The organism is Deltaproteobacteria bacterium (assembly GCA_016930875.1).
Classification (GTDB): Bacteria; Desulfobacterota; Desulfobacteria; order Desulfobacterales.
Genome location: JAFGFW010000043.1, coordinates 1 through 4,321 on the forward strand (window position 1 = coordinate 1; position 4,321 = coordinate 4,321).

At 47.4% G+C, this 4,321-nt stretch carries 6 protein-coding genes; all 6 read left to right on the forward strand.

Annotation, left to right across the window (positions count from 1 at the left end; translation table 11 throughout):
- The first annotated feature begins 1 nt into the window (after nt 1).
- The 6 genes from JW883_04295 to JW883_04320 all read left to right on the forward strand — a co-directional run bounded on the left by JW883_04295 (nt 2) and on the right by JW883_04320 (nt 4,108).
- Nucleotides 2-238: a DUF3820 family protein gene (locus JW883_04295; GenBank protein MBN1841489.1), complete on the forward strand. Its 237-nt coding sequence runs from the start codon at nt 2-4 to the stop codon at nt 236-238.
- 196 nt (nt 239-434) lie between these two features.
- A complete protein-coding gene (locus tag JW883_04300) occupies nt 435-842 on the forward strand; it encodes a hypothetical protein (protein MBN1841490.1) in 408 nt (135 codons plus the stop codon).
- A gap of 378 nt (nt 843-1,220) precedes the next feature.
- Nucleotides 1,221-1,913: a DUF554 domain-containing protein gene (locus JW883_04305; protein MBN1841491.1), complete on the forward strand. Its 693-nt coding sequence runs from the start codon at nt 1,221-1,223 to the stop codon at nt 1,911-1,913.
- A gap of 425 nt (nt 1,914-2,338) precedes the next feature.
- Nucleotides 2,339-2,710: a hypothetical protein gene (locus JW883_04310; GenBank protein ID MBN1841492.1), complete on the forward strand. Its 372-nt coding sequence runs from the start codon at nt 2,339-2,341 to the stop codon at nt 2,708-2,710.
- A 196-nt stretch (nt 2,711-2,906) separates the two neighbouring features.
- Nucleotides 2,907-3,260 (forward strand): hypothetical protein, encoded by a 354-nt coding sequence (locus JW883_04315; protein MBN1841493.1) that lies wholly within the window; start codon nt 2,907-2,909, stop codon nt 3,258-3,260.
- A gap of 293 nt (nt 3,261-3,553) precedes the next feature.
- The gene (locus JW883_04320) at nt 3,554-4,108 is read left to right on the forward strand and encodes a hypothetical protein (protein MBN1841494.1); all 555 of its coding nucleotides are present in this window, start codon (nt 3,554-3,556) and stop codon (nt 4,106-4,108) included.
- The last annotated feature ends 213 nt before the right edge of the window (nt 4,109-4,321 follow it).

Genomic DNA, 4,321 nt, shown 5'->3' on the forward strand with positions numbered 1-4,321 from the left:
AATGAACGAAGAAAATGAGTGCATGCCGGATGCGGCGGTCTTGCTTAAATTGGCCAAGATGCGGATGCCGTTTGGCAAGTATAAGGAGCGGCGTTTGATCGACCTACCTGAGCCTTATGTGGTTTGGTTTGCCCAAAAAGGATTTCCGGCCGGACAACTGGGTGATATGTTGCGCATGGTTCATGAGATTAGAGTAAACGGTCTGGAATATCTTTTTAAGCCGTTACGGAATCTATAGACGAGTCATTAACTTCTCAGGGCTTTGTGGTCGAATCTTTAATCTTGACAGATCAGGCTGAAACGGGATCTCAGCGTATTTTTTATTCTACGTCTTGTATATGCGGAACGCTGTTAAGAAAACAAATTGAAAGCTTCGGTGTGTCGAAGTGACCTTGACGTTGTGCAAATGGAATGATCCGGTGTAGGGAGAAAAGATGAGAGTCCTCTTCTGGTATTGTGACACGTTCGCATGGAATCCTTCCATAAAAACGTTGGATGACGTTCCGGATGCCGCTGCAGATGCCCATGAAAACGCGGTCGTGGCATTTATTCATGTGGAGCCGGAGGACATGGAAGACAACAGTTCGGCAGAAACCAAACTGGTGAAGAACGCGAAATGGCTGGCGAGAAAATGGGAAACGAGCGTCATTATCCTGCACTCCTTTACCCATTTAGGAGAGGATAAAGCCGAACCCGAACACGCCAAATCGCTTTTTGACAGGACCCAGCAACGATTGGAAACTGCCGGTTATAAAGCCATTCAAACACCCTACGGCTATTTCAACGATCTGACCATCCAGGCCCAGGGACATCCCCTTGCGCGGATTTATAAAGCCTTTTGAGCTTTCTGTCGAAATTAAGGAGTACTTTGGGGGGCACCCTTTAATCTCGGCAACGTGGAGGCTTATAAATAAAGGCTCAGATCTCGGCATTTGATACCTTTCGAAGGTCGTTTGGTTATGGTTGACTCCGTCAAGATATGCGTCAGTTTTAGCCCTGTTGCCGGTAAAACAAAAATGCAGCCAACGGTTGCGGATATTGGGCCTGGAACGGCCCTTGTAACCGCCTTTTTGAGCGTGAAATCGTGGAGCTTATCCAGAATTTATCCAGGATAATCTCGGATAAAACCTTGCTAAAGAGGGTTGATATAGCTTGATCCGACCTCAAAGAACACCAGACCCTATCGTTTAATCCTCTTTGCCAAATGACAGGAATTCACATTGCTAGGAACCATCGTCAATACACTGAGCATCATCGTCGGCAGCCTGGTTGGTTTGCTTCTTAGAGGAGGCATTCCGGAAAGATACAGCCAGATGATCATGCACGCCATAGGACTTGCCGTTGTGCTGATTGGCCTCAAGACAGCGCTAGAAACCCATGCGATTCTGGTGGTTATCTTCAGCCTTGTAATCGGAAGTATTGTGGGAGAGCTTTTAAAAATAGAAGACAGGCTGGAGCAATTCGGCCATTGGATTGGGAGCCGGTTGTCCAAGGACAGCAAAGGTATTGCAAAGGGATTTGTAAGCACCAGCCTGCTGTATTGCGTCGGAGCGATGGCAATTGTTGGCGCCATGGAAAGCGGGCTTACTGGAAACCACCAGACGTTGTTTGCAAAGTCGATTCTTGATGGGCTCGGCTCGGTGTTGTTTGCTTCGACCCTTGGAATCGGCGTTCTGTTCTCTGCCGTTTCGGTTTTTGTCTATCAGGGCCTCATTACGTCGACTGCATCTTTTCTAAAACAGTTCTTACTGCCCGACGTCGTATCTCAAATGTCTGCTGTCGGGGGACTTCTTATTATGGCCATCGGCATTGGTCTGCTGGAAATCAAAAAAATCAAAACCGGCAACATAGTTCCTGCCGTATTCATTCCCCTTGCTTACCAGATGTTGAAACATCTTTATGGCCTGCTATAGAATCAACCCGGCTACGCAAACCGTTTCTTTGGGGGCGGAGCAAGCTAAGAATCTGCAAAGGAAAACTGGAAGTGAGTATTTTGGGGAGGTCTATGATTTTATGCTTTACGTTGGCCGAAGCAGGTCATAATGACGAGGCATGGGTACCTTGGGTTACGCCCTTTAGTTCTAGAGTTTTGGCTGACGGCGCCGACGAAACTGAAAATGTGAGGGGTGTCGCTAAGGTTTTTCCAAAAAGTGGTGATGGCTGCAATCCGGTTAAGCTTTTGAAAAAGCGCAATGTTTGCGGTCTCCAAACGATATCGCCACTGCGGGATTGCCAAAAATTAACGGCGGGATCAGGCGACTCTGCCTTGTCTTTTCAACGGGAATCTTGTATTGTGCACTTGACAGAATCTCATATCTCACCGCCTCAGAGGTACGACATGAAAGAATTTTTGTACGCGTATAGCGTCTTTTGCATAGGGCTAGGGTCTTGCCTGGTCCTCTACACCAAGGAATGCAGAAGACTTCTTGGCAACATGTTAACCGGGATTGATGGAAGATTCCTCGCTCTACTGCCGGCGATATTCGGCATACTGCTGATACTGGCCGCCCCTCAAGCTCGGAATGCCTGGTTTATAAGGCTGCTCGGTTTCATTGGCTTCGCCGAAGCTGGGTTTATCTTTGCAAACCCACAAGGGCTCTTTGAACAGCTTAACAACTGGCTGGTAAATTCAGCATCGGACCAGACTTTAAGGCTATTCGGAATCATTTCATTGATACTGGGAACAGCAGTATTTTCTTGGATTCTATAAAAGTTCTCATCTGAAAAAGCGGTCTGTGAGCAAACCGTTTGGCCTCGGCCATTGTCCTTGACTGGCGTTCGCAAAGACCTGAGCGGTCATATTCGTTGGGGAGCTACATTTTCTCACGGTAGTATCCGAATCAATATATTGAAAGTACCCGCTTCTCTCTCCCTGACATCTCTTACGAGTAGTGGAGGATTGAAGAATGCTGTCTTTGGAAGAGTTAAAAAAGGAGCATGATCTCATCAATGAGGTCAATTGGGATTTAGGGCCGGTAGATGCAGTTAAACTCTATCTGGAATGGGGTAATACGGATTGGGGAAGTGGTAAGTATGTCATCCGTTCCAAAAATGATTATTCAACTTATTTTGCAGTGAATTGTTGGCAGAAACCTTATTATATATATTTAATCCGCCGCAATTCCGAAGACGCTTTTGAACTGGCCAAATTTGAACTACCTAAGCAATTTGAAAAAGATATTTGTGAACTCAAGGGCGTATACGCCCTTGACGAAGACGTAAAGGCATGGCTCAAGAAGGAATTAGGCCAAGAGCAGTAAAAGGATTTTCGAGAGGCACGCCCAGATTTTGGCTAAAATATTCCTTTCGCTCTTGAGCCCTGTCTCCTGAGTGCCAACCATCCAGCCTTTTGATTTTTCAAATACATCAATCAAGTCACCCCTGTTTGCATCCAAAAAACAGGCCGAGAAAAAAACCTGGCCCGGGTTGCAAAAGAAAAAAGACTCCTTATTTTATGAGGCTCAACCCTTCGAACCACAGAGGGGTCTTCTGCTTTGCGAAAGTGTTGAAGCCATCAAAATGCCGCTAAGGCAACAGACAAGGAGATACAACCATGACAGATCGTTCGCACATGATATTGTACAGTGGAGGGCACAGGGGGGCTGAGGCCGAATTCGGAGCCCTTGCCGAACAGTGGGGAATTCAGGAAGTCAACTTTTCTTTCGAAGGCCACAGAACCGAAAGACACAGAGGCATAAAGGTGCTGAGTCCTGAAGAGCTCGACAGAGGTGATGTGAGCATGGAGATCGTGTCCACCCGTATGGGCCGGAACTATTCCAAAGTCGAGAAAATACGCAAGGTGATCCAATCCATTTTCCACATGGTGAACAATGGCTACCACATAATCGCTGTCGGCTGGATTCAACCGGATGGAACCGTCAAAGGAGGAACCGGCTGGGGTGTTGAACTGGGCAAGCTGTTCAATCGTCCTGTAAGCGTGTACGAGCAGGAGCAAAAGAAATGGTTTGCCTGGAAAGACAATGCATGGGTGGCTGAAACGCCTATTATTAAGGATAAAACCTTTGTGGGGACCGGAACTGTCAATCTCACGGACGAAGGCCGAAGAGCACTTCTCGCCCTGTTCGAGAATTCCTTCGGGCCTGCGTAATCTGCGTTTCTGCTTAAAGGATTAACCCTCAGTTTTTTACTGCAAGGTGAAGGGTGTCCCAAAGGTTCAACTCCTAGGGTACGGCGAGAAGGAGACAACGGCGGCTCTGGGGATACAGGCCGGGCGGGAGAAGAGGGACGTTCGTTCCCAGCGTGCGTAGGGCTTGTTGATTAGGGCCTACTTACTTATGTGTTGCAGGAAATGTTTCATGGT

Excerpts from the sequence above, each read along its gene's own strand:
- JW883_04315 (MBN1841493.1), top strand. The coding sequence starts at position 2,907 with ATGCTGTCTTTGGAAGAGTTAAAAAAGGAGCATGATCTCATCAATGAG.
- JW883_04295 (MBN1841489.1), top strand. The coding sequence starts at position 2 with ATGAACGAAGAAAATGAGTGCATGCCGGATGCGGCGGTCTTGCTTAAA.
- JW883_04310 (MBN1841492.1), top strand. The coding sequence starts at position 2,339 with ATGAAAGAATTTTTGTACGCGTATAGCGTCTTTTGCATAGGGCTAGGG.
- JW883_04300 (MBN1841490.1), top strand. The coding sequence starts at position 435 with ATGAGAGTCCTCTTCTGGTATTGTGACACGTTCGCATGGAATCCTTCC.
- JW883_04320 (MBN1841494.1), top strand. The coding sequence starts at position 3,554 with ATGACAGATCGTTCGCACATGATATTGTACAGTGGAGGGCACAGGGGG.